Annotated in this window: 21 protein-coding genes and 2 pseudogenes; 12 read left to right on the top strand and 11 right to left on the bottom strand. The window is 69.0% G+C overall.

What is annotated here, in order from left to right; all coding sequences use genetic code 11:
• Nucleotides 1-110 precede the first annotated feature (110 nt).
• Together OG689_RS40165 and OG689_RS40160 are read right to left on the bottom strand one after the other, a co-directional pair.
• Nucleotides 111-2459 carry a LuxR C-terminal-related transcriptional regulator gene (locus OG689_RS40165; protein WP_266327917.1) on the bottom strand — a complete coding sequence of 783 codons (2349 nt, stop codon included), beginning with the start codon at nt 2457-2459 and terminating at the stop codon, nt 111-113.
• Between the two features lie 758 nt (nt 2460-3217).
• Entirely contained in the window at nt 3218-3574 is a 357-nt protein-coding gene (locus OG689_RS40160; protein WP_266327915.1) for a hypothetical protein, read from the bottom strand.
• Between the two features lie 1491 nt (nt 3575-5065).
• Here OG689_RS40160 and OG689_RS40155 point away from each other — a divergent pair.
• Entirely contained in the window at nt 5066-5218 is a 153-nt protein-coding gene (locus OG689_RS40155; protein ID WP_266327913.1) for a hypothetical protein, read from the top strand.
• 822 nt (nt 5219-6040) lie between these two features.
• On the opposite strand, the gene OG689_RS40150 is transcribed toward OG689_RS40155, so the two are convergent.
• Nucleotides 6041-6979 carry an EamA family transporter gene (locus OG689_RS40150; RefSeq protein ID WP_266327911.1) on the bottom strand — a complete coding sequence of 313 codons (939 nt, stop codon included), beginning with the start codon at nt 6977-6979 and terminating at the stop codon, nt 6041-6043.
• A 69-nt stretch (nt 6980-7048) separates the two neighbouring features.
• On the opposite strand from OG689_RS40150, the gene OG689_RS40145 reads away from it, so the two are divergent.
• Together OG689_RS40145 and OG689_RS40140 are read left to right on the top strand one after the other, a co-directional pair.
• Entirely contained in the window at nt 7049-7906 is an 858-nt protein-coding gene (locus tag OG689_RS40145) for a LysR family transcriptional regulator (protein WP_266327909.1), read from the top strand.
• 318 nt (nt 7907-8224) lie between these two features.
• Nucleotides 8225-9094, top strand: a complete 870-nt coding sequence (locus tag OG689_RS40140; RefSeq protein WP_266327907.1) for an acyl-CoA thioester hydrolase/BAAT C-terminal domain-containing protein — start codon at nt 8225-8227, stop codon at nt 9092-9094.
• A gap of 15 nt (nt 9095-9109) precedes the next feature.
• Here OG689_RS40140 and OG689_RS40135 read toward each other — a convergent pair whose 3' ends face one another.
• Together OG689_RS40135 and OG689_RS40130 are read right to left on the bottom strand one after the other, a co-directional pair.
• Nucleotides 9110-10243: an IS630 family transposase gene (locus OG689_RS40135; RefSeq protein WP_266327905.1), complete on the bottom strand. Its 1134-nt coding sequence runs from the start codon at nt 10241-10243 to the stop codon at nt 9110-9112.
• A 537-nt stretch (nt 10244-10780) separates the two neighbouring features.
• Complete coding sequence (locus OG689_RS40130; RefSeq protein ID WP_266327903.1) at nt 10781-11236, bottom strand: Lrp/AsnC family transcriptional regulator; 456 nt, start codon at nt 11234-11236, stop codon at nt 10781-10783.
• A gap of 233 nt (nt 11237-11469) precedes the next feature.
• Between OG689_RS40130 and OG689_RS40125 the strand changes: the two genes are divergently transcribed.
• The 5 genes and pseudogenes from OG689_RS40125 to OG689_RS40105 all read left to right on the top strand — a co-directional run bounded on the left by OG689_RS40125 (nt 11470) and on the right by OG689_RS40105 (nt 16140).
• Nucleotides 11470-12453, top strand: a complete 984-nt coding sequence (locus tag OG689_RS40125; protein WP_266327901.1) for an asparaginase — start codon at nt 11470-11472, stop codon at nt 12451-12453.
• A 58-nt stretch (nt 12454-12511) separates the two neighbouring features.
• Nucleotides 12512-13999, top strand: a complete 1488-nt coding sequence (locus OG689_RS40120) for an aspartate ammonia-lyase (protein WP_266327899.1) — start codon at nt 12512-12514, stop codon at nt 13997-13999.
• A gap of 300 nt (nt 14000-14299) precedes the next feature.
• Nucleotides 14300-14842 (top strand): annotated as a pseudogene (locus tag OG689_RS40115) (pyridoxal-phosphate dependent enzyme); the annotation flags it as partial.
• A 114-nt stretch (nt 14843-14956) separates the two neighbouring features.
• Nucleotides 14957-15808 (top strand): M20/M25/M40 family metallo-hydrolase, encoded by an 852-nt coding sequence (locus tag OG689_RS40110; protein WP_266327897.1) that lies wholly within the window; start codon nt 14957-14959, stop codon nt 15806-15808.
• Nucleotides 15703-16140: a M20/M25/M40 family metallo-hydrolase gene (locus OG689_RS40105; protein ID WP_266328357.1), complete on the top strand. Its 438-nt coding sequence runs from the start codon at nt 15703-15705 to the stop codon at nt 16138-16140. The genes OG689_RS40110 and OG689_RS40105 overlap by 106 nt, the downstream gene beginning before the upstream one ends.
• Nucleotides 16141-16783: 643 nt before the next feature.
• On the opposite strand, the gene OG689_RS40100 is transcribed toward OG689_RS40105, so the two are convergent.
• Both OG689_RS40100 and OG689_RS40095 read right to left on the bottom strand, forming a co-directional pair.
• The gene (locus OG689_RS40100) at nt 16784-17044 is read right to left on the bottom strand and encodes a hypothetical protein (protein ID WP_266327895.1); all 261 of its coding nucleotides are present in this window, start codon (nt 17042-17044) and stop codon (nt 16784-16786) included.
• Nucleotides 17045-17325: 281 nt separating this feature from the next.
• Complete coding sequence (locus OG689_RS40095; protein ID WP_266327893.1) at nt 17326-17541, bottom strand: helix-turn-helix domain-containing protein; 216 nt, start codon at nt 17539-17541, stop codon at nt 17326-17328.
• 1048 nt (nt 17542-18589) lie between these two features.
• Between OG689_RS40095 and OG689_RS40090 the strand changes: the two genes are divergently transcribed.
• Nucleotides 18590-18913: an Imm21 family immunity protein gene (locus tag OG689_RS40090; RefSeq protein WP_266327891.1), complete on the top strand. Its 324-nt coding sequence runs from the start codon at nt 18590-18592 to the stop codon at nt 18911-18913.
• 1757 nt (nt 18914-20670) lie between these two features.
• Here OG689_RS40090 and OG689_RS40085 read toward each other — a convergent pair.
• Nucleotides 20671-21141 carry a transposase gene (locus OG689_RS40085; RefSeq protein WP_266327889.1) on the bottom strand — a complete coding sequence of 157 codons (471 nt, stop codon included), beginning with the start codon at nt 21139-21141 and terminating at the stop codon, nt 20671-20673.
• A gap of 35 nt (nt 21142-21176) precedes the next feature.
• A pseudogene (locus OG689_RS45095) lies at nt 21177-21284 on the bottom strand (IS3 family transposase); the annotation flags it as partial.
• A gap of 938 nt (nt 21285-22222) precedes the next feature.
• Between OG689_RS45095 and ald the strand changes: the two are divergent.
• Complete coding sequence (ald, locus tag OG689_RS40080; RefSeq protein ID WP_073923559.1) at nt 22223-23341, top strand: alanine dehydrogenase; 1119 nt, start codon at nt 22223-22225, stop codon at nt 23339-23341.
• Nucleotides 23342-23501: 160 nt separating this feature from the next.
• Nucleotides 23502-23651, top strand: a complete 150-nt coding sequence (locus OG689_RS40075) for a hypothetical protein (protein ID WP_266327887.1) — start codon at nt 23502-23504, stop codon at nt 23649-23651.
• Nucleotides 23652-24390: 739 nt separating this feature from the next.
• Here OG689_RS40075 and OG689_RS40070 read toward each other — a convergent pair.
• Both OG689_RS40070 and OG689_RS40065 read right to left on the bottom strand, forming a co-directional pair.
• Entirely contained in the window at nt 24391-24564 is a 174-nt protein-coding gene (locus tag OG689_RS40070) for a hypothetical protein (protein ID WP_266327885.1), read from the bottom strand.
• A complete protein-coding gene (locus tag OG689_RS40065) occupies nt 24540-24740 on the bottom strand; it encodes a hypothetical protein (RefSeq protein ID WP_266327883.1) in 201 nt (66 codons plus the stop codon). The genes OG689_RS40070 and OG689_RS40065 overlap by 25 nt, the downstream gene beginning before the upstream one ends.
• A 399-nt stretch (nt 24741-25139) precedes the next feature.
• On the opposite strand from OG689_RS40065, the gene OG689_RS40060 reads away from it, so the two are divergent.
• Nucleotides 25140-25904: a DUF1775 domain-containing protein gene (locus OG689_RS40060; protein WP_266327881.1), complete on the top strand. Its 765-nt coding sequence runs from the start codon at nt 25140-25142 to the stop codon at nt 25902-25904.
• Nucleotides 25905-26155 lie beyond the last annotated feature (251 nt).

Here is a 26155-nt window from a genome sequence, read left to right as displayed (position 1 = left end):
TGGGATGTCGGCCCCGCCCTCGCGGGGATTGTTCCCACTACGAGTCGTCAACGACGTCCGAAGGGCGTCGGCTCCGAGACAGGACACCGAAATGCCTGGTCTCCCTCGGATCATTCCGCCCCCGTGCCGCGCTGCCTGGTGACCCAGATGGCGACCTGGGAGCGAGAGGTGAGGCCGAGTTTGGTGAGGATGCTCGCGACGTGCGTTTCGGCGGTGCGCTGAGCAATGACCAGCCGGTCGGCGATCTCCTTGTTGGACAGGCCTTCGGCGAGCAGGTCGGCGATCTGTACTTCCCGTCGAGTCAGCAATGCCGTACGGGGGGCTGCCGTGGCCTGTTCGGGCCGGCTCTCCTCTCCGAGGGCGAGGGCGATGGCTTCGTCCTGGGTGAGGCGGGTGCCGCTGCGAAAAGCCCGAAGGTAGGCAGCCTCGCCCAAGGCGTCCTTGGCCTGCTGCACAACCCACTCGTGATTACGGTGATCGCTCCACTCACCCTGGAGAACGAACTGCTCCATGTCGAGTCCAAGGGGCTTCAGGAACACCGTGACGGCGCCGAAAAGTTTCGCAGCCAGCTTGATGTCCCTGTCGGTCATCGCGCACCAGGCCAGGAACTCGACGGCGCTTCCGATGCCCAGCAGCTCGCGGAACGGCTGCTTGAGCCGGATCGCTTCACGCAGCTGGCCTGGCGCCTCCTCACGGTCGTTCAGCACGCCGACCATTCCGATGAGCAGGACGATCCAGGACTGCAACCACTCGTCGCCGCGGGCCCGGCAGGCGTTGAGGGCCTCCCCACCGATGTCCGTGACCATGTCGCCGAGGTTGCCCAGGGTGGCGGCGATGGTGAGGAGGAACTGGGCGAAGCTCAGGTGGGGATTTGCTTCGCCGAGGGCTCGTTCCAGCTCGATACCCTCCGTGAGCATGGTGAAGCCTTGCAACGGGTCGCTACCGCGAAGCTGCGCGAATCCCGAAAGGTAGGTCGCGTGGGCCAGGAAGGCCGGGTCGCCCAGTTGCTCGGCCAGGGCTTGGCACTCCGCCATCATGGCGAGGATCTCTTCCACCGTTGCCGGGCCCGGGTTTCCGCCGTAAGCGCTGACGAGGCTCGCTGCCCAGAGGGCCTCGGCCCGTTGCCAGCCTGGCTCGGTCTCGCAGGCCAGTGCGCGCTCCAGCCAGAGCGTGCCCTCGTGCGGCAGACCGCACACAATCCAGTAGATCCACAGTGCTCCGGCCATACGCGTGCCCGCCCCGGCCTGGCCGGGCTCGGTCAGGGAGTACTCCATCGCCGCACGGAGATTCGCGTGCTCTTCCCGGGTGGACGAGAACAGGGCCACCTGCCCCGGACCGAACCACCACTGCTCCTTCACCCGTTCCGCCAGTTCGAGGTAGCGGTCCCGGTGCCGGCGACGCAGTTCTGCCCCTTCGCCGGTCGTCTGCAGCTGCTCGCGGCCGTACTGACGGATCGTCTCAAGCATCTGGTACCGGACTCGGCCCTGTGCCTCCTCCCGCATCAGGACGGATTTCTCGACCAGGCCCGTCATGGCGTCGAGCACCGCGGACCGCGTGAGGCCCTCGCCGGCGCAGACGATTTCGGCGGCGGCGAGGTCGCAGCCGCCGACGAATACCGACAGCCGGGCCCACAGCAGCCGCTCCTGCGGCGAACAGAGTTCGAAGCTCCAGTCCACCGTCGCTCGCAGGGACTGCTGCCTCGGCAGCAGCCCCCGGCCCTGCGCGCTGAGGAGTTCGTAGCGTTCGCCCTGACGAGCCAGTAGCTCGTCCACGGTCAGGACCCGCATGCGGACGGCGGCGAGTTCGATGGCCAGCGGCAGGCCGTCCAGGTGTCGGCACAAGGCCGCCACCGCCTGCTCGTTGTCCGCCGTGAGCTCGAACCCCGGGGCCGCCGCCGCGGCTCGCTCCGCGAAGAGTTCCACCGCATCGGTCATATCACCACCGTGCCTGGCCGTCGGGTCGTCGGCTCCCGGCGCGGACAGCGGCGGCACGACGAACGAGCGCTCGCCCGCGATGTCGAGCACTTCCCTGCTGGTGGCCAGCACCCGCACTCCCGGGCACGCCCGCAGGAGGGCCGCCACCAGCTCCGCGCATGCATCGACCAGGTGCTCGCAATTGTCCAACACCAGCAGTAACCGTTTGCCGCGTAGGAAGTCGATCAACGCCGCGATGGCATCGGAGCCCATCGTGTGTACGCCGACCGCTGCCATCGTGGTCAGCCCCACCAGCCCCGGCTCGCCGACTTCCGCAAGGGACACCCAGTGCACCCCGTCCGGGAACGCCCGGTGGACCTCCCGCGACACCTGCATCGCCAGACGGGTCTTCCCGACGCCGCCCACGCCGGACAGCGTCACCAAGCGAGCCTCGGACAGCACCTTCTTCAGCTCGGCGACCTCTGTGCGGCGCCCCACCAAACTCGTCACATCGGCAGGCAGGGTGCCGTCCGCCAGGACCTTCATACCCGGCAAGCCTAGTACGAATGAGCACAGACGGGGGACATTTGGACATATCTGTGTCCGCCTGATCCCTCAGCGCGCCCGCGGCCCCGTCCGGGGGACTGGCCATGAGCGCCTGTCGTGCCGGGGCACCGGAGCCCAGCAGACTGCAACAGGCATGTGGTGACCCCGATGCGGGGGTCCGAAAGCTATGTGCTGCGGCTCCGAGGGCGCGGCCCTGTCTGGCCCAGCTGTGCGGGCCCCACCGGGCTCGCACAGCCAGTCCCCAGGCATCCCACCACGCGGAGGAACGTCACTCAGTTGTAGAACCGGAGTCCGGCCGAGGCCGTTGAAGCGGTGGCGACACTGCCGGCAAGCAGAAGAAGCGTGGCAATCGACATGTAGGCGAGCCTTTTGAGCGCGGACATGGCTACTCCCTGTGTAATTTGCCTGATAGAACGCCGGAACTGGGCGTGGAGAAAGGTGACTTCCTACCTGTGCCGACGTCAATTGCCTGATCGAGAATTGAGCTCAAGAGCCCAATCCCGGGCGACGCCCCTGGCTGCATACTGTCGATGGAGGGCGCGGACTCACGCCGGGACGCCGATGCGGCCGAAGTTGCGAGTACACCCACGGCGGCATCCGGTGGCGACCTGCCCTGTGGACGAACCGCAGCAGCCACGGTCCCTCGTGGGTCTCGATCCCTGCGACGCGTGTTCGCTCTGCCGCCCGAGCAGAACCGTGGTCCGCCCGGAGGTCGACCACCTGAGCGAACGGCGCCGCTACCGGACCGGGTCTGCCCCTGGTGCACCGAAGCCGCCCAGCAGAGGCGGACCACCCTGGCTACTCCGGGGGCGGGGCTGGAGGTAGTGGTTTCGGTACACCTGCGCCAGGAGGGCGCCGCGGTCAAGACCGGTGGCTTCAGAAAGCTGATCGAGGAAGTGCTCCGACAGTGTGGACAGCCACAGGATGAGCTGGTTGAGCGCGCCATCGGGGTCCGGCCCGTCCTTGGCCTCCGCCAGGACCCTTCGCAGTGTGCGGCCGAAGACCTCCCCGCCGCCGTTGGCCTGGCCGATGGCGGCCATCAGCTGAAGCGACGCCCGCAGCCCGGCAAGGTGCTCTTCAGGAACAATCCCCACGATCCAAGCCCCCAAGTCCGTCAATCGGCTCCCACGTGACCACAGGAGCCTCCCAAGTGGACACGTATCCCTACCTGCAGGGGTTCAGCGAGACCCGGCTGCCTCACCGACCGAGCTGGCGGCCTGTAAGAACCGGTACCCAGCCGGGCGTTCAGGCCGTGCATGCGGTCGCACGTATCGGCACTGCGTTCGAGGCTCTTCGCGACTGCGGCCAGCATGGGGTGACTTCGCCCGGCCGCGTCATCGTCGCCGCCTTCTCGACCGCGCCTTCGAGCGGCTCTGCGAGGGCCCGGCCGGACCGCGAGCCGAGAAATGGGTAATTCCGGATTGCGCGGAATCTGTGGCAGCAGACGGCTTGGGTGATCGAGCCGGCGGCCGGCCACTCCCGCCATTACGGCTTGAACAACCTGGCCGCCAGAATCTCGTGGACCGGACCGCGGAGCGGCAGATTATTCCGATCCCGACCGCCGCGTTCCGCCGCCCCGGCCGGCCCGCCTTTCCGCGCACCGGGTAGAACATGGATCACTTTCATCCGGGACGAGACCGGAATTGACCACGCGGTCCTGGCTCACAATCCAGACCGGACTCGGCAGGATGTAAAAGGACCCGTTTCATTCCGGGCTGACAGCATCGGCATTCTGGAGCCGGACCGGGAGTCCGTGCTGGACGGATTGGAACGCGGCGAGATAAATCGTCCAAGTCATGGAATGCACGCCGGCCCCGAGCCGGTTGGAGGGTCACCCGGCGGGTCGGGTGGCCCGAAACGCCTCAACGCAGGTGAGGCTGCGAGCAGTGCCACCGAGACGGGTACCTGCGGGGGGATCGTGGTGCTCGAGATCCCCGGAGGCGGTAGGCGGCTGACCGCCGTCCGCCACACACCCAAGCACGCCAGCGTGTTCGTGGCCTCGAAGATCGCTGGTTCCCGACCGCCATGACCCGACGCCACCCCTCCATGGGCTGCCCACCGGCAGTCAATGGTCCGTCAATTCTATTCGTGTGCCCGCCCAGTGGAGCGAACCAAGAGCCTTCTTCGATCCGCCTCACACCACCGCGATAGTCCTCGTGACAGGTATGCTGCTGATCGGACGTCAGCGGTGGTAACCGGGTGCCCAGGCACGGCGATCAGGCAGTGGACGGCCCCAAACCAATCCTGGTCGGTTCCGGCCCCCGGGTGGCCGGCCGCTAGCGGGGACAGGTGCAGAGTACGGTCATGTCTCGCGGACCGTCGGGTTGGTCCGTGGGGCCGGCCCCCGGTGAACTTGGCGGGCCCACCTTCTGGCCTGCGGCGCTGCCCGTGGAATGGGTGTCCCGACGATTGGAAGACGTTCTCAGTCGGCCAGCAGGAAATGAGTTTGCGGACCTATGGACGGGCAGGCTCGCTGAGGGCGAGTATATGGGAAACGGCTTCCGGAGATGCGTTGCCGGTGAGGTGACCGGGAAACTTGGGAGGACGTCGATCGATAGTTGATGTTTTCTTGGACGGAGTTCGAGATGAGATTCCTCAACAAGCTCGCCATGCCCATCCTCGTCGGTCTGCTGCTCGTTGCCGGAGGCGCCGGTATCGCCAGCGCAGCAGCCTCGGGACAGGACAACGGCCACGGATCCTCGACGGTGCAGGCCGGATTGCGATACTACAATTTCTAGTGTCTTTGGATGGCCGTCGTTCATCCTTTCAGTGCAACGTCGGATAATTTCACGGAACGAGTCCTGATGGGGTTTGGCCGCGACTCGTTCATGACGGCCCGTCAGTCTACCTGGCGGGCCGTTCCGGCTTGTCGGGCGCACCACCCGCCGTAGAGCCCAGTGCACGCCCGCCTGTTGCGGATTTGTCGGCTCATCAGCGGGGCCACTGCACGCGGCCAACGGGTGGCTGTGACTTCACAGCGCCTCCGTGTGTCAAGCGGATGTGACAAGTCGGGTCCGATGGTCGCTTTCATGATCCGGCAGACCAGGTCGGAAGCGTCGCTGGGGGCCAGCGGGCCTCAGCGGGTGTCTTTCCGTCGTTGATCTTGCGCTGGTAGTACTCCTGGCTGTGGCCGCCGTCGCGGATCTGGCAAACGGCGATGCGCCTCCTCTGGCCTCCCGGAAGGTCCCGCCCCCGCACCCGGCAGCCTCCTCGGCACCATTACCGCCAAGGAAGCCGCCGCCGATGTCCGCGCCTACCCGCTGCTCATACTCGACATCTGAGAAACCCGGTTGTCCGCCGCGCCTCCGTGCGCTGCGCTTGGCGGCCGGTAACGTCGGTGGCACGCGCCCGCCGGAACCCGAGACGCACACCTTGGGCCATCACCCGGCGGGCGCCAACACGCCCAGCTGCGCCCGCTCCAGGTGCCTGCCGATTCGGGCCCCCAGTGACCCTTGCGGGAGACTCCCCTTGTGGGCCCTGTCGGGATCCCCGAGTAGCGCTCGTCCTCTCAGCAGTCCCTCCGGTGAGTGCTCGTCCCGCTCCGCTCCGGTACCAATGACTCATGCGTGCGAAGCGCTGCGGGCCGTGTCCGGGAACGACTGCGTACGGCGTGCGGCGCCGAGTACGGAGACCGCATTGGCCGCCACGATGCCGGTGATGGCGGTCCACTCGACCCAGTCCAACGCTTGGCCGAGGACGCCGAGGCCGACCAGCGCGGCCAGTACCGGGTTGACGCTCATGAACAGGCCGAAGAACCTGGCCGGGACACGGCGCAGCACCAGCAGGTCGACCAGGAACGGGACGGCGGAAGACAGGACGCCCGCTGTGGCAGCGTGCGCCAGTGCGGCCGCAGACGGTGCGCGGTGGACGAAGAAGACGAGCCCGACGGGTACGTAGAGCAGGCCGGAGACGATTGCAGATGCGGCCGAGCCCTGCGCACCCGGCACCAGTGAACCGACCGTGCGGTTGAGCAGAATGTACGCCGCCCAGCACACCGCGGCCAGCAGGCCCAGGCCGATCCCGAGGTAGTCCGTGGAGGGTTGCGGGCGCACCAGGAGCACAGTGGCCGCCCCGGCCATCAGTCCGCATCCCAGGTCCACCGCGCGGCGGGACGCTGCCAGCGCCACGGACAGCGGGCCCAGGAACTCCAGAGTGATGGCCAGACCGAGCCCGACGCGGTCGATCGCGGTGTAGAGCGACAGGTTCATCGTGGCGAACACCACCGCCAGGGCCAGCACCGGCTTCCACTGCGCCCAGGTGAAGGCCCTCAGCCTCGGCCGTCCAGCCGCCGCCAGGACCACGGCGGCCACCCACTGCCGGACCGCCACCACACCCACCGGACCGATCACCGGAAACGCCTGAGCCGCGACAGCCGCACCGACCTGGTTCGACAGCCCGCTGCCGAACATCATCGCCATCCCCACCAACCGGCCGGAAGAAGGACCCGCATCCCCGTGGACGGCTTCGCCGACCCGCGCTCCCTGTGCCTGCGTCGTCATGGCACCGAGCATCCGCCGGGCCGAGCCATACGCAAAATGCATGAACGCCGTCGTCTATACGCTGGGGTCATGGATATGGAGCTGCGGCACCTGCGCTGTCTGGTCGCGATCGTCGACACGGGCAGCTTCACCGACGCTGCCGCCGAGCTCGGCCTCTCCCAAGCCGCCGCTTCCCGCACCCTGCTGGCCCTGGAGAAGATCCTCGGTGTCCGGCTGCTGCACCGCACCAGCCGCACCGTCACCCCCACCACCGCCGGCGTCCAAGCCCTCGCCCGCGCCCGGCACCTCCTCTCCGAAGCCGACGCCCTGATCCGCGAAGCCGCCACCGGCCACACCCACCTCACGATCGGCCACGCCTGGTCGGCCATGGGCCGCCACACCGCCGAATTCCAGCGCCGCTGGGCCGACCGCTACCCCGACATCGAACTCCACCTGATCCGCGCCAACACCCCCACCGGCGGCCTCGCCGAAGGACTGTGCGACCTCGCCGTCGTCCGGACCACCTTCGACACCCACCGCTACGCCAACGCTCTCGTCGGACACGAGCGCCGATACTGCGCCATGGCCAGCGACGACCGGTGGGCCCGCCGCCGAACCATCGCCCTCGACGACATCCGGGAACGCACGCTGGTCGTGGACCGCCGCACCGGCACCACCACCACCGAACTGTGGCCCGAAGACGTACGCCCCTCGGTGGAACACACACGGGACATCGACGACTGGCTCGCCGTGATCACCACAGGCCGCTGCGTCGGTGTCACCCCGGAAGGCACAGTGGCCCAGTACCGGCGCGACGGCATCACCTACCGACGGGTGCGCGACGCCTCGCCCGTTCTCGTCCACGTCATCTGGCGCCAGCACGGCCCCCACCCCGCCACCCATGTCGCCGTCGCGCTCCTGGCCGATCTCTACCGCGACCGTCCGTAGCGCCGCGTCGGCGCGGGCACAGGCCTGCGCCGACGCAAACCAGACGGTCAGAAGGACGACGACACCGTGACTGCGTGCCGCAGAGCGGGAACTCGGCGGGCTTGATACGTCCGAGGATCTCGTAGTCCCACCGCGCGTACGCGTCGTGCCGGCTGGTCGTCGATGCTGCCCGTCAGGGTTGAGGCCACCACCGTCCTGAGCACCGCAGCCGACCTGCTGCGCCCGAACCCTAGTGCCGCATCAAGCAACGTACGCCCTGTGTGGGTCGGTTCGGCCCCTCCTGAGATGATCGCAAAGCGCGACGTCTGAGGGAGGGTCATGGAGATCATCGAACACGCGATCAGCGAGCCTTTCGAAGGTGTGCTGGTCGAGCCGGTGGGAGGCAGCAGGGTGGGCGTACTGGTGCTGGCCGGTTCGAGTGGCCGCATCGACGTCGAACGCTGCCGCGTACTCGCCCGCGCGGGGATGACCGCGTTGTCGATTCGCTGGTTCGGCGGCGACGGCCAGGCACAGGGAATCTGCGAGATCCCGCTGGAGAGGTTCGTTGAGGCGATCGACCTCCTGCAGACCAAAGCAGGAGGGAGAGTCGGTGTCCTTGGATTTTCCAAGGGAGCCGAGGCGGCACTTCTGCTGGCCGTCCGCGATCCGCGCGTCGATGCGGTGGTGGCCATGTCTCCCACCTCCGTGGTCTGGGCGAACGTCGGCCCCGGCATCGACGGTCTGACCCACCCCTATCGGTCGTCCTGGACCTGGAGGGGCGAGCCCGTCCCGTTCATCTCCTACGATGATGCCTGGACTCCTGCAGAGGCAGAAGGCGAGCCGACGACCTGTCGGACCCATTACGAGCAGAGCCGGCAGACCCATGCCGAGGCTGCGCGCGCGGCCGTGATCCCGATCGAGCAGACCGCCGCCCAGATCGTTCTCGTGGCAGGCGGGGACGATCAGATGTGGCCGTCGCTGCTCTTCGCACAGGAACTGGCTGCGCGCCGCGCTTCGGTGGGCCGTCCAGCCAGGCTTGTGACCTCGTTCGATGCCGGGCATCGTCCCCGGTTGCCCGGGGAAGGGCCTGCCGGTCACTCTGACCGGTTCCGCTACGGTGGCACGGCGGAGGCCGACGCGGCGCTCGGCACCGCGGCGTGGTCTGACATTGTTGCGGCGCTGGCTGGAGATCTTCACACCGGCAACTGACCGAAACTTCCGGGATCAGGCCACGTTGGCCCGGGCGACGAGTTGGCGAAGGCGCTTGTCGGCGGCGTGGTTGTTCCGCCAGATGATGTAGCGGCGGATCATGCTGCCCTGAGCCTTGTGGCTGGGGTGGTCGGTGCCGTCGAGGGCGAAGTAGCGCAGGGCGGTGAACTGGGCCTCGATGCGGTTCAGCCAGGAGGAGTTGGTCGGGGTGTAGGCGATCTCGACGTTGTTGGCCTCGGCCCAGTCCGCGACCCGGCGGCACCGCTTGGTGGTCAGATGCGGGGAGTAGTTGTCGCAGATGATCGCGATGCGCACGTCGGACGGGTAGAGGGTACGCAGGTAGCGGCAGAACTCCAGGAACTTGGTGCGGTTCTTGGTCTTCTTGACGTGGCCGTACATCTTGTCTTTGGCCAGGTCGTAGGCGGCCATCAGGTGGCGGACCCCGTGCGGGCGGGTGTAGGTCGCGCGTCGCTTGGGGCGGGGCTCGCGCTCGGGGTCCTTGTGCTTGCCTCCGCGCTCGGCCCAGTGCCGGCCGGGATGGGGCTGGAGGTTGAGGGGGCCGAACTCGTCCATGCAGAAGACGACTTCGGGCTCGCCGGGCTCGGGTATGACCTCGCCGTCGGCGATCGCGTAGAGGTGTTCGACGCGGGCCTTCTTGGCGGCGTAGTCGGGGTCGCGGGAGGTCTTCCAGGTCTTTATGCGTTGAAAGGAGACGCCTTCCTCGCGGAGCAGGATGCGCAGGCCCTCGTGGCTGATGTCGTCGACCACCCCCTCGGCGACCAGGAAGTCGGCCAGCTTGACCAGGCTCCAGGTCGAGAAGGGCAGGCCGTGCTCGACCGGCTTGGACTTCGCGATCTTCTTGATCTCCCGGCGTTCGGGCAGAGTGAAGGTCTTCGGCCGCCCGCCCCCGTACTTCGGGTACAGGGAGGCGAAGCCGTCGGTATTGAAGTTGTGCAGCACGTCCCGAACCCGGTCCGCGCTCGTGAAGCTGACCTCGGCGATCCCCGGCACGTCCATGCCCTGCGCGGACAGCAGCACCATCTGCGCTCGCCGCCAGGTCACCACCGACCCGGTGCCCCGCCGGATGATCCGCAGCAGCCGCTGCCCCTCGTCGTCGTCGATCTCACGAACCCGCACTCGCTCTGCCACCCGCACAGCCTCGCGCACCCCCGCCGCCCGGCACAGCAGCCGGACGGCGCGTCACATCACAAGAGGGCAAAGGTTCCTTGATACGGCACTAGGTTGCCGGGGCCGGACCGGCCCCCGGCAGTACTCGCCTCTCGGAGAGGAGTTCGGACAAGGTGGCCTTGGTCATGCCGAGCTGCGCCCGCGGCCAGCCGGAGAGCACCGCGCCGGTTTCCGGCCTTTCCTGTGCGTCGAGGACGTGTTGAGCGGTACCGGCTTGGCGCGTGGGCATCGCGCCACCCGTGGCGCGCAACAGCTCGTGTCAGCTGCCAGACGCGACCTGAGTGGGCGTTTTGGCATCTCTAGTCCCGTAAGTGGCTTATAGTCATGCCGCTTTGATGGTGCTATGCCCAATAGACGAACAACATCCCTCCTCTGGCCGTAGGAGCAGCTGTCCATCTCGTCCGCATCTATGGCCCGAAGTCCGTCTGGTTTGATAAGTCATAGAAACGCCGATCCGGCAGTGGAACGGCCCAAGGCCGATGCGGAATTCGATGGCTGTCAGCGCCCGACGGGCAGGCCGCGGGGTTCTTTGATCCGCTTCATGACGATCTGTGAGTTGACCTCGGAAATGCCGGGGAGTGTGGTGAGCCGTTCGATCCACAGTCGCTCGTAGGCCTTGAGGTCGGCCACCGCGATGCGTAGCAGGCAGCCGGGGTTGCCGAACAAGCGGTACGCCTCGACGACGTCGGGGATGTCCTGAAGTGCGGCCTCGAATGCTTCGACTGCCTGACGGTCCCGCTTCACCTCGACCGAGACGAGCACCTCGAACCCCCGTCCGACCGTCTCGGGGTCGAGGACGGCCCGGTAGCCGCGGATCACTCCGTCCTGTTCGAGTTGCCGCACCCGCCGCATGCACGGGGAGGCCGTCAGCCCCACGCGCTGGGCCAGCTCCTGATTGGTCAGCCGGCCGTCTTCCTGAAGCTCACGCAAAATACTGCGGTCGATCTCGTCCATGGAGCAATTATCCACCCCGCCTATCGGGTCACGGCGCATGAATTGGCAATCCGTTTGCGAGGGATCGGCCGTATTGTGCGGAGGACGGAAATCGGAGTCCGCGGGAAGCGGCGCGACGTCCGAGCCGCCCGGCAGCGCACATCACCGCGTCGTCCGAGCCGGCCGCACGGATCCGCCGCGACGAGCCGGATCGACCGGACCCGATCAAGAGGGCAAGAGGAGGCATGCACCGGATGGGACGCGTTGTCATGGTGAGCACCGGCGGGACGATCGCCAGCCGCAGGCAGGAGCACGGATACGCGGCCGAGGCCCGCGGGCACGAGGTCCTCGGCGCACTTGCACCTCCCGGCGCCGCCGTAGAGGTACTCGACCTCTTCACGCTGAACAGTGCCCACCTGACCACTGCGAACCAGCTCACCCTGCTGCACACCGTGCACGCGGTGCTGACCGATCCGGACGTGGACGGCATCGTGGTCACCCACGGCACAGACACCCTGGAGGAGTCGGCGTTCCTCCTGGACCTCTACCACCGCGATCGACGCCCCGTGGTGTTCACCGGCGCCCAGCGCCCGCTGGACGACCCTGACGGGGATGCGCAGGACAACCTGCGCGATGCCGTGCTCGCCGCCGAGACACTCCGCGATCAGGGGGTCCTGGTCGTCTTCGACGGCCTGGTCCACGCGGCCCGCGGCACCGTGAAGACGCAGACGCTGGCCCGAGCCGCGTTCGCCGACCCGTCCGGCCGGCGGATAGGCCTGGTCAAGCCGGGCCGAGTGGTCCTGGAACGGCGAGCGGAGCGCCCGGTGGCCCTGCCTCTGCCGGTGCCAGGCACGTCCTCGCCGCGGGTCGACGTGGTCATGCACCACTGCGACGGCGACCCGCTGCTTCTGGAGGTCGCGGTCGCGGCCGGCGCCCGGGGGATCGTGCTGGCGGCCACCGGGGCCGGGAACGCCACGCCGGCCATGGTCGAGGCGGTCTCCCGCGCCGTTTCGGCAGGCGTGCTCGTCGCTCTGACCACCCGCGTCGCGGCTGGGCCGGTGACCCCGTTGTACACCGGGGGTGGCGCCGTGGACCTGATCGCCGCGGGCGCCGTGCCCACCGGCGTCCTCCGCGCGGCACAGGCGAGGATCGCCGTGCTTGCCGCTCTGCTGGCCGACGAAGATCCAGTCCATCGCGTAGCCGTGCTGCGCCAGGTCCTCCACGCCGCTGCGCCCTGAACCGACCTGACGATCCGCCTGACCACCGCAATCACCAGGATACGGAGACCCCTTTTTCATGTCCCCCCACTCCGAGGGCCGCCCGGCCGCGACTGCTGCCACTGACGCGCGCCCGACGTTCCGCAGCGAGCACGACCTGCTGGGCGACCGCGAGGTCCCCGCCGCGGCCTACTACGGTATCCACACGCTGCGTGCGGTGGAGAACTTCCCCATCACCGGTACCCCCATCGCCGCCTACCCGGATCTGGTCGTCGCGCTCGCCTGCGTCAAGCAGGCCGCGGCCAGGGCCAACCTCGAACTGGGGCTGCTGGACAGGACCAGGGCAGAGGCGATCATCACCGCCTGCGAGGAGATCCGCGCCGGAGGCCTGCACGGCGAGTTCGTCGTCGACGTAATCCAGGGCGGCGCCGGAACGTCCACCAACATGAACGCGAACGAGGTCATCGCGAACCGGGCGCTGGAGGTCCTCGGCCACCCGAGGGGCGCCTACAAGCACCTGCACCCCCTTGAGGACGTGAACGCGGGGCAGAGCACCAACGACGTCTACCCGACCGCCCTCAACGTGGCACTGCACGTGGCCGCCCACCGCCTGCTGGACGCCATGGCCCTGTTGCAGCAGGCCTTCGCCGCCAAGGCCGAGGAGTTCACCGACGTCCTCAAGATCGGACGCACCCAACTCCAGGACGCCGTTCCCATGACACTCGGTCAGGAATTCGCCGCGTTCGCCCTCATGCTGGACGAGGATCGCAGGCGCCTGGGCGAGGCGTGCGAACTCATCCGCGAGATCAACCTCGGCGGCACGGCGATCGGCACCGGCCTCAACGCCCATCCCTCGTATGCGGCACTGGCCTGCCGCCACCTTGCCGAGATCACCGGCATACCGGTGACGACGGCTGGCGATCTCGTCGAGGCCACCCAGGACGTCGGCGCGTTCGTCCAGCTCTCCGGAGTCCTCAAGCGGATCGCGGTCAAGCTCTCCAAGACGTGCAACGACCTGCGGCTGCTGTCCTGCGGCCCCCGTGCCGGTTTCGGCGAGATCAACCTTCCGCCGGTGCAGGCCGGTTCCAGCATCATGCCCGGCAAGGTCAACCCCGTGATCCCCGAGGTCGTCAATCAGATCGCCTTCGAGGTCATCGGCAACGACGTGACGATCACCTTCGCCGCCGAAGCCGGCCAACTCCAGCTCAATGCGTTCGAACCGGTCATCGCCCACAGCCTGCTCAAGAGCCTGACCCACCTGCGCGCCGGCTGCCTCACCCTCGCCGAGCGCTGCGTCGTCGGCATCACTGCCAATCGCGAGCACCTGTTCCACCAGGTCGGCCGGTCCATCGGCATAGCCACGGCTCTCAACCCTCACATCGGATACGAGCAGGCGACCGCTGTCGCCCAGGAGGCCCTGGTCACCGGTACCACCGTGTTCGACCTCGTCGTCGCGAAGGGTCTGCTGAGCAGCGAGCAGCTCCGGGAGATTCTCCACCCCGACAACCTGGCCCGTCCCGGTATCAGCCGCACGGTGCCGGTACAGCGGCCCGACCGGGACTCCTGAAGGCTGCTGAATCACCCTTCCGAGTCCTCTGTCGCCCCGGGCTCCCCGCCAGCGCCTGCAACCTGTCGCTGAACCTTCCGTACCTGGTCAGTCGGGTTCGGTGACCATGGGTGGAAAGTGTCGTTCGTTTGACGCCATGGTGACGACAGACGAACGGGTGCCGGGGGAGTGGTCCGGTTCCGGGGCGGGGCCCTGGAACCGGACCGGAGGGCCCCTGCGTTCTACCGTTGCCGCGGTGTGGTGCCAACGGGAGCGGTGAGGAACGGGGCCGCCCTCTCGAACGCGTCCACCGATTGCCGGTCCACTCTCTGCGCCGAGATCGACGAGCAGCTGACAGCCGAAGGCGTCGAGGGCCCCGACCTCGTCGCCGTACCCGTGGGCGTAGGATCCCTGGCCCAGGCCGTCATCACGCACTACCGCAGCCGCCAGTCCGGGCGGGCCCCGGCACTGCTGTCGGTGGAGCCGGAGGCCGCGGCCTGCGTCCTCGAAAGCCTCACCCTCGGTGAACCCGTCAGCGTCACCACCGGGGAGACCACCATGGCCGGACTGAACTGCGGCACTCCGTCCAGCATCGCCTGGCCCTACCTGCGCAACGGGCTGGATGCCGCCGTCGCCATCCCCGACGCCGCCAGCACCCGCGCGGCCGCCGACCTCGCCACTCTCGGTGTCTCCTCAGGCCCCTGCGGAGCCGCGGCGCTCGCCGGTCTGCGCGCGACGCTAACCGGCACCGGCGCCGAAGAACGCCGCACGACGCTGGGGCTCGGCCCGTCCTCCGTGGTCGTACTGCTGAGCACGGAGGGCCCGGCTGCCAACCCGCACTCCACCCCGCCCCACGACCGGTAGCCCGTTGCCGACCGGCCCGGTCGGCAACGCCCTCACCCCAAGGATCGCCGTCGAGCATCCTCACCACCCCGCCCCCGAATCCCCGAGGCGGCACCAGAACTTCGGAAGGCCCTCATGCTCCCTGAGACCCCCTCGACTCCAGCGGCTCTCGACCCCCGGGACGCGGACCCCGGCCGCCTGCTGGCCAGGCTGATCTCCATCGACTCCGTCAACCCGGACCTCGTTCCCGGCGGGGCCGGCGAGACCGTCATCGCCGACTTCTGCGGCGAGTGGCTCACCGCCCGCGGCTTCGAATTGCACAGCCTGGAAAAGCGCCCCGGCCGGCCCTCGCTCGTCGCGATCGCCCGCGGCACCGGCGGCGGCCGATCCCTCATGCTCAACGGCCACCTCGACACGGTCAGTCTCGCCGGCTACGACGGCAACCCGCTCGACCCGCAGACCCGCGACGGCAGGATGTACGGCCGCGGCACCTTCGACATGAAGGGCGGCATCGCGGCCATGATGGTCGCCGCCGCCCGCGCCACCGCCCACGGAAGCCTCCGCGGCGACGTCATGCTCGCCTGCGTCGCCGACGAGGAGCACGGCAGCTCGGGCACCGAGGAGGTACTGGAGTCCTTCACCGCCGACGCGGCAATCGTCACCGAGCCGAGCCACCTCGAAGTCACCCTCGCCCACAAGGGCTTCGCCTGGTTCGACGTGGAGATCGAAGGCCGCGCCGCCCACGGTTCGCGGCCCGAACTCGGCCTCGACGCGATCGCCAAGGCCGGGCACTTCCTGGTCGCGCTGGAAGAACTGGAAAGCGCCTCGAACAGGGCCCGGCACACCCCCTTCTGGGCACCGGCACCGTGCACGCCTCCGTCATCCGCGGCGGTGAAGAACCCTCCACCTACCCGGCGCACTGCCGCATCACCCTGGAACGCCGTAGCGTCCCCGGGGAGAATAGCGACACCATCGAGCTGGAACTGACCGCCATCCTCGACCACCTCGCCGCCACGGTCCCCGACTTCCACTACCGGCTCACCCACGGCCTGCACCGCGAGCCCTTCGAGGCCGACCCGCACACCCCCATCGTCCGCACCCTCACCCGCCACGCCGAAAAGGCCCTCGGACGTCCGCCCGTAGCGCGCGCCGAACCCTTCTGGACGGACTGCGCGCTCCTTGACCGCGCGGGCATCCCCTGCCTGCTCTTCGGCGTCGACGGCGCAGGCGCGCACGCGGCCACCGAGTACGTCGACCTCGCCTCGCTGGACACCCTCACCGATGTCCTCACCGGCACCATCGCCGACTTCTGTTCCTGAGCCGCGCAGCGCCGGCCAAATCTCACCTCCCCGGAAGACACGATCTTGAGCACTGTCGAGAACAACCTCCAAGCCCTGGCCGTGGAGCGAGTCCGATCGCTGACTCACGTCCACGAGGGCGCAGAGGGTCTGACGCTCAACATCCCCTCGCAGCGGGTCCGGGAGGGGGTACCGCGACGAGTCGCTGCGCCCGGTGCACCTGTCAGGGCCCAACGAAGGACTTCACCGACAGCCTCGGCGGCACCCACCTTGATGCCGGTTTGCGCTGGTGGGACGCCTGGATCTCGTCGACATGCTGGGTGGGGCCCAGCGGCGCGGTGGGCGAGCGCGTCGGCGTGCGGGTGGACCATCTTGGCGCAACCGGAGAGAGCGATCGACACGTTCGTTCCCTGGTCTCGCCGGAAACCGGAGACGGGCGGCGCTCGTCGAGCTCTGCGCCCGTCTGCTGCCAGCCATCACACTGCCACGTCCGGCGTCTGGGGCATGCGCCTGCCGGAACCGGAGACGCACACCTTGGGCCATCACCCGGACGGCGCTGCCGGGTCCGCCAGCGCCGGCCCGGCCGACCCCAAGCACCTGGCGGGCCCGGCCGCAGACTGGTGTGCGGCCTGAGCTGGGAAGGGGTCGGCTCTGGGGCGGGTGGTTACGCGGGCGGGGCCGGGCTGCCGGACTGTTGCAGGATCTCCACGAGGTTCACGTCCTCGTTTTCCACCGCGGGTCCGTGTGCGCGTGGGTGCCGGAACTCGCCGTGGGAGTGGAAGGCGACGGTGAGGATCCAGTCGGGGCGGGCGAGCCGGATCGGTCCGTTCGGTTGCCGTCCGACGTGCCATCCGTACAGGCCCGGCGTTGCCACGAGGTAGTGCGCGTCGTGACTCGGCGGGGAGGTGGTGTCGGTGTCGGTCATGAACCCGATGGTCGCCGCCACCCCCGCTCTCCGCTACCAGGGCGACACATCAGCATGGGCGCGGCGCGCACCACCCCGCTGATCCTCCCGGCCTCCGCCAGCCGCCGACCCGATTTCGTGACGCCCAAACTGTGTGCCCCGCGCCACCTGTGTGCCCGCGTCATTGGTCTCCTGTTCTCCCAGGTGAGCGGCCGCCCCGAAGGCCCAGATCACGACTCCCGGCGCCCCAACGTTGTGGACTGTGCGGCGGCGGGGCCAGGGCGCAGCGTCTCGCCGCGAAATCACCCCACGAGTGTGGCGGGGCCCTCGATGTCGGCGGTGCCGCCGCGGCTGCGCAGGACGACGCCGGTCTCGGTCAGAAGGCGGTGGACGAAGCCGTAGGAGCGTCCATGGATCTGGGCGAGGGCACGGATGGACGCGCCGCCCTCATACGCGGCCTTGAGCTGCGCGGCGAGGTCGTTCCGTGCGGTTCCGATGATGCGCTTTCCCTTGTCCATGACCGTCTCCTCCGGAGAAATAGTGTGAGAGAGCGATCATCGCGCAATTCTGCCCGTACGGGACGGGTTCGTCCGGTTTGAGTGCAGGCGGTTCGGTGAGCGTCCGTCAATGTGAGCCCGATTCCTGTTACGGCTCGCCGGTGAGCGACCTGGCCGACTCCGCAGAGGTATGCATGAACCCGTGTGCAGGACGTCGGGTCGGCCGTGGCCGTCGGCGGTGTGAGTGTGGAGGCGGCCCGGGTCCGGGTCTGCGCAGCCCTGGTCCACCACGGCAGGGTGTGCCTTCCCGTACTGTTGCCCTCCCCCGGTGGCGGCGCGCGGCCTGCCCGGCACGCGGCTGCCGCTACGGAGTGCCCCCGGCTCCCATGGGCGTACCGGCCGAGACGAGCCCCGCCGTCCCCTCGGCCGCCACACACACAGGCTCCGGGACTACCGCAGGTGCGCCGACATCTTCGAGGCGTCCGCGCCGAAGGTGGTGTCACGGACGAAGCTCCGGTGGTTCGGGGTGACCTGGGAAGGTCACCCCGAACCACCGGAGATGCTTCGTTGGGTACGTGACGGGCTGGCCCGCATTCCTCTCCCGCCGTGACCCAAGGCTCCGGCCAAGTGGCGGATCGTCCCCTATTCGGTGCACGTCAGGGCGGTCCGGTGCCGCTCGACACGGGGGTGCGAAGGGGCCCTCGCGAAAGCGGCTCGCTGGGGTCAGATCGGGCACCAGGTGGGGCGCTGATGACGACGTGGACATGTCGTCGACCGGGGCCGGCGCGGCCGGGGTGGCGGCGCGCGCCCGAGGACGGCCAGCAGATTTGTTGGGCTGTCGACCGGCTTGGTGTTCCCTATGGAGATCACGCAGCTGACGCGCCTGTGGGTAGCCTGATCGCCTCGTAGGCACGGCGAGCGGTGGGGATCAGGTGGTTACGGCGAAGTGGATCGACGGGACGGATTTCGGCTACTACGTCTTGTGTCCGGAGTCCTATGTCGCCGCCTGGGACGGTACTGAGGTTATGGACGCGTTTGTCGGTCGGGTCGTACTGCCCGGCTCGGTGATGTGCTGGTTCTGGGCTGGGAGGCACTTCCGGTGACCTACCTCGATCACCGGATGACCTTCGTCCGCAAGTACGCGGCCGAGGGTGACAGCGGGCTGGAGCACGCGGTGGACCACGCGAAGGGTTCGGATGGCTGGAAAGATGCCTTCGAGATCTCGCTCGGCGGGAGCTACTGGCTCATGGACTGCATGGTCGTCGGCCGTGATATCGCCGGGAATGACACGATCCGGGTTCACATCCCGGAGGGCCGCTATCTTGTGCAGTCGATGTTCATCGAGGCCTTCCCGGATGACCAATTCATGCTGGAACGGCTGGTCAGAATCTGATCCTGGCGGGTCGCACGAACTCCTCCCGAACGGGGCCGACCGAGCGCGTTGGGGACCCACGGTCGGTCAGGCAGCGGGCCAGGCCCCGCAGGGAGACCCTCATGGACATCGCTACTGTCAGGCAGCGGCGGCGCGGTGGGGGCGTCGAGGAGGGAGGTCCACTTCTCCTGTCGGACCGGGGACCGGCCCGGACACGGCCTGGGCGTCCGGGGTGGGCGCAAGTTGGGTGGCCGGGCGGGGTGCGGGAGTGTGGCCAGCGAGCGGGCACTCGGTGACGTCTGTGCCAGCACCGACCGCCTGGGCGTGCTCGGCGCGGGCGAGGCGGGCCTGCTTTAGGAGGCGGTCGAGGTAAGTGGGCCGTCCTGCTGGAGGCTGGCAGCTCGTAGGTGGTAGCCGCTTCGCCGGCCTGCAGGGGCACTCCCTCTGGCTGCCCTGGTGACCTCACAGGTGCATCCATTGCCGACCGATTGGGCTGTCCGCCCCAATCGGGCGGAGCCAGCGGGCCTAACTATCCCACTGCGGCCTTGACGGTCCCTCATCTGCTGAGAGTCTTGGCCCTCGCCTCGGCGCCGTCGCGCGGGGCCGACACCTTGAGGAGACCCCTTGCATTCCCTGAAGCGAATTGCCGGCACTGCCGCTGCTGCCCTTGCCCTGGCTGCAGGAGGTATCGCCCTGGCCCCCGCCGCATCGGCAGCAACACCGCAGTCATGCAGCACCCAGGACGGCGGAATTCTCTGTGGCAAGCGGACTACGGGCCTTGGGTACCTCAGCGTCCAGGGAACTTTTCTGAATCAGAGCAGCAGCACCAAGCACATCGCTTTCACGGCCTTCTGCGCCAACGGTTGGCAAGGCCTCGGCTGGGGTTCCATTGGATATAAGTCAGTTCTGCCCGGCCAGACGGCCAGCAGCACCTTCTACGGCCAGGTCCCTGCAGGTTTCACGAACTACACGTGCAGTGTCACCCTCCACGACACGGACACTGGCAGGACCTATAGCACCGCGGGTTTCTGAAACCAGTGACGGCGGTCGCCCCGCGCGAGGTTGCCGCTCAACGAAATCATCGGGTGTCCCAACCTCCGCACTCGCATGACACACGCAGCTCACCCACGTCCACCGGAGCAGCATGACAACTGCCTGGTGGACAATGTCACCAGCTGTACACCAGTGACACCTGGCCGCCGCCCTGTCGGGCGGCGGCCTTTCGGGACGTTTCGGGCTTTCCGGGGTCCTGATTGCGTTCAACGGGGCAGGACAGTGCATCACGCCGTCGTAACCCCCGAAATTTGAGACCGCGTTTGAGATCTCTGTGGATCAGGCTCCCGCAGGGTGCTCTACGCTCGGCGGGTGAGCGATGAAAAGTTCCCTATGGTCGGCGACTTCAGAGAGCTTGCGCACGGCAGGCCGGACAGCCCATCCCTTCGGGCCGCTGTGGGCGCCCTGGAGCCAGCACATACAGGTGAGCTGATCCGGTACCTCCGCAGCGGGTGGTACTGGCCGCAACGGCTGGTCTCACGCACGATGTCCTCTGCCCGGACAGGACTGTCATCGGCGGGCTCTCCCTGCTGACCGACGGGCACTGGCTCTGGTACTCCGACCTCGCCCACTAAACACCATCATGTCGCCCTGGACCTCCGGTTCGTCGCCCACGGGCGGAGCCGAGACTGGACAGTGACGCAGCTCAGTCGCCAGGACTTGCTCGCCATGGAAGCCGCGCTTCGCGACGATGTCGAAGACTGACGCCGGGCTGCGGCTGCAGCTCACACCGAAGTCCGCGCCAGAGGCCGTGGGCCGGGCCGTGACGCTGGCCCACCGCGGGCGAGTCGGCGGACCATGATGCCGATCATCGCCCAGCGAATCATGGTCTCTGATCGGGCGGGGCTGGTCTCGTAGTCCCGGGCCAGACGCCGATGGGTTGTGATCCACGAAAGGGTGCGCTCGACAGCCCAACGCTTGGGCTGGACCTGGAAGCCCCGCTGCCCAGGGTCCTTGCGCACGATCTCGAGGTCACGGCCGAGGATCTGGGCCGTCCAGTCGACGAGCCGGCCGGCGAAGCCCTGGTCCGCCCAGATCTTCCGGACACCAGGGTGGTCGAGCCGGGTCCACAGCAACGGGCGGCGGGCGCCGGCGCGGTCCTGGACGCTGGCCGCGACGAAGTCGCGGTCGACCAGGTCGGGGGCGCGTTCGGCGGCCGGGTCGGCCATGGTGGTGATGACTTTCCTGCCGCGCACGGCACCGGCGACGCCGAGCTCGCGCAGCGGGCGACCTGGTGGTCCTGCCGGCCCAGCTCCCGCCAGATCTTCCGGGCCCTGTAGACGCGGTAGTTGGCGTCGTGGACCTCCTTGATCAGCTCCTTGAGTTCCTCGTCGCGCACCGTGCGGGTGGCGGGTGAGGCCCTGCGCTTGTGGTGGGTGTAGCAGGTGGAGGAGGCGATGCTGCACCCGTGCTCGGTGAGCACACGGCAGATCGGCTCGACGCCGCCGAAGCGGCCCCGGTGCACGTCGATGAACGCTACGAGCGCAGGTGTGGCCGGTCGAACTCGGCCGCGAAGAAATTTGTTGCGGCTTTGAGGATCTCGTTGGCGCGCTTGAGTTAGGCGATTTCCTTCTTCGTCGCCTTGATCTGCGCAGACTCCTCCGTGGTCGTGCCCGGGCGCTGCCCGGAGTCGACCTGGTCACGCGAACCCAGTTGCGCAGCGTCTCGGCGGAGCTGATGCCCAGCTTCGCCGCGACGGCCCGCAGCGCAGCCGACTCGTACGGGTAGTCGTTGAGGACCTCGGCGACCATGCGCACCGCACGCCGGCGCAGCTCTGGCGTAGGAAGAAGGACGTGCCATGACTCGAATCCTTACTCGAAATCGAGTCCCCACCGAACCCGGGGCGGTCCAAAACCCCAGCCCACAGCACTGACAATACCCAAACAAGCCCCCCCTCAATCGTCAGGCCGCCCTGCTCCCCGCGCCCGCGGGGACGCCCCTACTTGCGGGGGCGGCGGCTCAACAAGGGCTGCTCCCCGGCGGCGGGCGGGTTGGCCGTCCTTGAGCGCAGTCGGCAGCGCACTCGGCGAGTTCGCCCTGAGATGGGCCTGCCTGGTGGGCGTGTACCCTTCAATGTCGACGATGTCATCCTTCGAATTAGCTACCAGGTTGGGCATATTTTGTTACTTTAAAAGGCTGACACGCCGCCTGGGCTTCATTACACTCGAACCTAGTCGCGCAGCGAACTGTGCCCCGGTGTCTTCCGGAGGCTTCCGCACGCGTCGCCCACCGGTCTTCCCCCGGCTGGGACCACAGGCAAGAGGGACGTGTTTAGCCGTGACCAAGGTCGGCATCCCCCGCGAGGTCAAGAACCACGAGTACCGCGTGGCCATCACGCCCGCCGGCGTGCATGAGCTGGTCCGTAACGGACACGAGGTCTACATCGAGGACAACGCCGGTGTCGGCTCCTCGATCCCCAACGAGGAGTACGTCGCCGCCGGCGCGACCATCCTTCCCACCGCCGACGAGGTGTGGGCCACGGCCGACCTGCTGCTGAAGGTCAAGGAGCCGATCGCGCAGGAGTACCACCGCCTGCGCAAGGGCCAGACCCTCTTCACCTACCTGCACCTGGCGGCCGACCGGGCCGGCACCGACGCGCTGCTCGCGTCCGGCACCACCGCCATCGCGTACGAGACGGTGCAGCTCGCCAACGGCGCGCTGCCGCTGCTCGCCCCGATGTCCGAGGTCGCGGGCCGGCTCGCCCCGCAGGTCGGCTCGTACCACCTGATGCGTCCGGCCGGCGGCCGCGGCACCCTGCCCGGCGGTGTGCCCGGCACCCACCCGGCGAAGGCTGTCGTCATCGGCGGTGGCGTCTCCGGCTGGCACGCGGCCACCATCGCCATCGGCATGGGCTACGACGTGACCCTGCTCGACCGCGACATCAACAAGCTGCGCGAGGCCGACAAGATCTTCGGCACGAAGATCAAGGCCATCGCCTCCAACGCGTTCGAGCTGGAGAAGGCCGTCCTCGACGCCGATCTGGTGATCGGCGCCGTCCTGATCCCGGGCGCCAAGGCCCCCAAGCTCGTCACCAACGAGCTGGTCTCCCGGATGAAGCCGGGCTCCGTGCTCGTCGACATCGCGATCGACCAGGGCGGCTGCTTCGAGGACTCGCGCGCCACCACGCACGACAACCCGACCTTCCAGGTCCACGACTCGGTCTTCTACTGCGTCGCGAACATGCCGGGTGCCGTCCCGAACACCTCCACCTACGCGCTGACCAACGCCACGCTGCCCTACATCGTGGAGCTGGCCAACCGCGGCTGGAAGGACGCCCTGCGTCGCGACGCCGCCCTGGCCAAGGGCCTGAACACGCACGAGGGCCAGATCACCTACGCGGGTGTCGCCGAGGCCTTCGGCCTGGAGTCCGTCTCCCTGGAGAGCGTGCTCGCCTGACGTCCCCTCAGCCCGGCCCGCCCCGCTCGGGGGCGGGCCGGGCGGGGGAACAGGCAGGGCGTCCGGTGCCATCCCGGCCGCCGCCGGAACACTTCCGTTTCGCCGCAGGGCGTTTCGGCGGGCTCCAGAGCGGATTGTCCCGGGCCCTGAATCGGGTCGGATGCTCGGCAAGCACGTCAGCGACGTCACCAAGGAGAAGTGGGGCTGGAAGGCCACCGCGCACCGGACCAGGGGAAAGCCGTCCGGCCTGGCCCAGTTCCAGGGCGGTCCGGGCGGCGAGGACGCTGACCGCAGCGTGCTCGGCGTGTAGCGCGGCGGCCCGGTCTTCGATGTCGCGGTCGGTGGTGCCGGCGTCCCGGAGGAGGGCGGCGGTGCGGACAGTGAGGGTGGTGGCGCGCAGGTCGAGCCCGGCGAGCAGTTGTTCGGCGAGGTGGAGTTCGTCGTCGGCGGTATCGGGGTCGGTGAAGGCGCGTTGGGTCTGGGCGGTGGCCGTTCGCTGGTGACGGTGTGCTGTTCGGCGTTGGTGCGGGCGGCCTCGTAGGCGGCGCCTTGGTCCATGTCGCTATGGGGCCACCACAGGTCGCCGAGGACGCGGTGGTGGCGGCCTTTCCAGCCGAGGGTGGTGGCGGTGGGGAAGTCGCCGGCGAGGCGGGCGAGGCCTCGGCGGACGGCGGGGGCGAGGCGGCCGCCTGCGGTGGGCAACGAGCTGCATGCCTGCGGCGGAGGCCCTGGCTGTGGCCGAGGTCGCGTTGGGCCTTGGCGAGGTAGTAGACGGCTATCTTGTGCAGATCGGGCGGCAGGAGAGCGCTGTCGCTGACGGAAGTGGGTCGGGTGGCGGTGCGTGTGCGGTGTTCGTCGGCGGCGGTCCGCAGTGCCGGCGCGGCGGCCTCGACGCCGTCGGGGCTGGTGCTGGCCGGGTTGATGCGGGGCGGATGGGGTGAGGGGCTCCCACACGGAGTCGCCGACGTAGGCCCAGGCTGCTTCGGAGAGCCAGTCGAGGTCGAGCGTGAAATCGCGGGCCAGGCGAAGGCGCTGACGCAGGCAGCCGATCAGCAGCAGCAGCAGCCGGTCGGGTCCGGGCTGGGCGGTCCATTGTTCGCCAAGGCCAGCCAGGGCACGCGTTCGGCGGCGCGGTGCCAGTCCTGTTCGGACCAGCGGTCGTCCGCCTGGTCGGTGGCGCCGCGCAGGGTGGAGCGGATCAGGGCGTGCAGCTGAGCGGCCATAGCCCGAACGGGTTCTCGGTGACGAACGGCCGCTCGGCGAGGCGGAGCGCGGCCGCGTCGTGGGTCAGGCTGGCGGTGCGGGCCGCCAGGGCGGTGTCGAAGGCGTCCAGGCGGGAGACCGAGCGCAGGACGTGACGCTCGTCGGGGGTGAGGTCCTGGAAGGTGCGGGCGATCATGGCGGGGAAGTCGTGGCCGAAGTCGGCCGGCTCGGGGCACGGGGCCCGTCGCGGCCGCCCCGGCGGCCGGGCTCGCGTCGCCGGAGCCGGCGCCGCCGTCGCTGCCGCAGCCCGTGACGAGCAGGGCGACTGCGGCAGCGATGCCGCACAACACGCGAGAACGCATGGAACTCTCCTGGGAAATCCGAGTGCACAGGGCCCGGCGGTGCCGGCCCGGTCCAGGTAGTCGTTCCGGTCATGGAAGGAGTTCCCGGGGGTGGCGGATTTCTTTCCTTCGGTCGGGTTCGGGCCCGGCGCCGGGCCCGGTCGTGCATGATGGGCGCCGTCGTCAGCCCGTCGTCAGTCCGTCGCCCACCGGTCCTGGCCGGTCCCGGCCGGCGGAGAAGCAGGGAGCCCGAAGTGCCCAACCGGCAGATCCGCCGCGCCGCCCGCGCCGCCACCGTCCTGGCGTTCACCGCCGCTGCCGTGGCGCTGGCCGGCACCTCGGCGTCCGCGCACGTCCAGGTCGAGTCCGAGACGGCGCAGGCCCTCGCCACCAACGCCACGGTGGCCTTCACCGCCGAGGCCGAGTCGACCACCGCGGGCCTGGCGAAGTTCCAGGTCGTCCTCCCCGAGGGCATCGCCCCGGGGGACGTCACCCTCGCCGAGGCCCCGGCCGGGTGGACCTTCGCGGCCACCCCGGACGGCTACACGGTGGGCGGCGCCGCCCTTGCCCCGGGCAAGGACGCGGCGTACAAGATCACCGTCCGGCAGCTGCCCGACGCGAAGGAGCTCGTCTTCAAGACCCTGGAGACGTACAGCGACGGCCACATCGAGCGCTGGATCGAACTCCCGAAAGCCGGCGCCGAACCCGAGCACCCCGCACCCGTGCTCAAGCTGTCGCCCGCCGCCCCCGGCGCCACCCCGGTCGCCCCGGCCGTGCCGAGTCCGACCGTCGCGGCTCCCAGCCCGAGCCCGAGCCCCAGCCCCAGCGCCTCCCCCAGCGCGTCCGGCCCGGCCGCCACGCCGAGCGTCGCGGCCACCGCCGCCGCGACGGCCACCGGCAGCAGCGAGGACTCCTCGTCCCCGGTGGTGCCCGTCGTCATCGCCGTCGCGGCCGCCGCCGTGCTGGCGGCCGTCGGTGCCTGGTGGTGGCGCCGCCGGAACCGCGGCACGGGGAGCTGAGCGGCTCCGCTCGACCAGGAACCGCACATGGGCGCGCTGGATGTGCAGGGCGTCTTATGAAGACGTGGGGGTTATGCCGATCTCGCTGTCCAGTGACGTGGCCGACGGCGGTGTCCCGGACAGCGAGGTCGGCATAAGTCACAGGCTTTCGAGGAACGCCATGACCGTGTCGGAGGGGCGGTAGCGGCCTGGGACTGTGTTCAGGGGCGCGGTTCGCGCGAGTGCCTGTTCCTTGAGGGCGAGGTCGGCGT

Origin of the sequence: Kitasatospora sp. NBC_00240 (assembly GCF_026342405.1) — a bacterium.
Lineage (GTDB): Bacteria > Actinomycetota > Actinomycetes > Streptomycetales > Streptomycetaceae > Kitasatospora.
The sequence above is the reverse complement of the archived record's forward strand: the minus strand, read 5'-3'. Positions and strand labels throughout refer to the sequence as shown.

Excerpts from the sequence above, each read along its gene's own strand:
- OG689_RS40145 (WP_266327909.1), top strand. The coding sequence starts at position 7,049 with ATGGATATGGAGCTGCGGCACCTGCGCTGTCTGGTCGCGATCGTCGAC.
- OG689_RS40065 (WP_266327883.1), bottom strand. The coding sequence starts at position 24,740 with ATGATCGCCCGCACCTTCCAGGACCTCACCCCCGACGAGCGTCACGTC.
- OG689_RS40110 (WP_266327897.1), top strand. The coding sequence starts at position 14,957 with ATGCTCCCTGAGACCCCCTCGACTCCAGCGGCTCTCGACCCCCGGGAC.
- OG689_RS40070 (WP_266327885.1), bottom strand. The coding sequence starts at position 24,564 with ATGGCCGCTCAGCTGCACGCCCTGATCCGCTCCACCCTGCGCGGCGCC.
- OG689_RS40120 (WP_266327899.1), top strand. The coding sequence starts at position 12,512 with ATGTCCCCCCACTCCGAGGGCCGCCCGGCCGCGACTGCTGCCACTGAC.
- OG689_RS40095 (WP_266327893.1), bottom strand. The coding sequence starts at position 17,541 with ATGGACAAGGGAAAGCGCATCATCGGAACCGCACGGAACGACCTCGCC.
- OG689_RS40130 (WP_266327903.1), bottom strand. The coding sequence starts at position 11,236 with ATGGACGAGATCGACCGCAGTATTTTGCGTGAGCTTCAGGAAGACGGC.
- OG689_RS40125 (WP_266327901.1), top strand. The coding sequence starts at position 11,470 with ATGGGACGCGTTGTCATGGTGAGCACCGGCGGGACGATCGCCAGCCGC.
- OG689_RS40155 (WP_266327913.1), top strand. The coding sequence starts at position 5,066 with ATGAGATTCCTCAACAAGCTCGCCATGCCCATCCTCGTCGGTCTGCTG.
- OG689_RS40165 (WP_266327917.1), bottom strand. The coding sequence starts at position 2,459 with ATGAAGGTCCTGGCGGACGGCACCCTGCCTGCCGATGTGACGAGTTTG.
- OG689_RS40100 (WP_266327895.1), bottom strand. The coding sequence starts at position 17,044 with ATGACCGACACCGACACCACCTCCCCGCCGAGTCACGACGCGCACTAC.
- OG689_RS40150 (WP_266327911.1), bottom strand. The coding sequence starts at position 6,979 with ATGACGACGCAGGCACAGGGAGCGCGGGTCGGCGAAGCCGTCCACGGG.
- OG689_RS40140 (WP_266327907.1), top strand. The coding sequence starts at position 8,225 with ATGGAGATCATCGAACACGCGATCAGCGAGCCTTTCGAAGGTGTGCTG.
- OG689_RS40075 (WP_266327887.1), top strand. The coding sequence starts at position 23,502 with ATGCTCGGCAAGCACGTCAGCGACGTCACCAAGGAGAAGTGGGGCTGG.